The following is an 869-nucleotide window of genomic DNA, read 5'->3' as shown; positions in this document are numbered from 1 at the left end:
CCGGTGAAGTCTCTTCGTAACGTGGGTGCCCGCGACGAGTGTCTAGACCAGCGATCTTCCACCACAATCCACCACGACCTCCCCCGACTGAAGGAGGGGAACGATCATGGAAGACACCACCAGCTACGACGTCTACCTCGGACTGGACGTCGGAAAGACCGCCCATCACGGCTGCGCGCTACTCACCGACGGCTCCAAGGTGCACGACAAACCTCTGCCGCAGGACGAAGCGCAGCTCACCGCGCTGTTCGACCAGCTCAAGACCCATGGACGGGTCCTGCTGATCGTCGATCAGCCCAACACCATCGGCGCCCTGCCGGTCGCGGTGGCCCGTGCCACCGACTGCGGGGTCGCCTACCTGCCCGGCCTGGCGATGCGAAAAGCCGCCGACCTGTACCCCGGACAGTCGAAGACTGACCCCCGCGATGCGTTCATCATCGCCAACACCGCCCGCACGATGCCTCACACACTGAGGGCGGTCGACCGCAATGACGAGGTCCTGTCGGCACTCAAGATGCTCTCCGGGCTCGATGATGACATCGCCCGCGACTGCACCCGAACCATCAATCGACTGCGCAGCATCCTGGTGCAGATCTACCCCTCGCTGGAACGGGTCCTGCCCGGGGATGTGATCCAGCGCCCGTTCGTCCTGGAACTGCTGATCCACTACGGCGGGCCGACGAAGCTGAAGAAGTCAGGCAAGAATCGGGTGCTGACCTGGGCGCGCAACCATGCCAAGAAGAATCCGGACCGGCTGGTCGACGACATCTTCAATGCCCTGGATGCACAGACCGTCACGGTGCCCGGCACCGCGGCGGCAGAGGTGGCGATCCCGATGCTGGCGACGAACATCAAGTCGTTGAAGGCGC

At 64.0% G+C, this 869-nt stretch carries 1 protein-coding gene; it reads left to right on the top strand.

The window, feature by feature from the left end; translation table 11 throughout:
• Positions 1-106: 106 nt before the first annotated feature.
• The coding region (locus CVA01_RS12865; RefSeq protein WP_141331241.1) for an IS110 family transposase at positions 107-869 on the top strand (763 nt) is incomplete at its 3' end.

Source organism: Corynebacterium variabile (assembly GCF_006539825.1).
GTDB lineage: Bacteria > Actinomycetota > Actinomycetes > Mycobacteriales > Mycobacteriaceae > Corynebacterium > Corynebacterium variabile.
The sequence above is the reverse complement of the archived record's forward strand: the minus strand, read 5'-3'. Positions and strand labels throughout refer to the sequence as shown.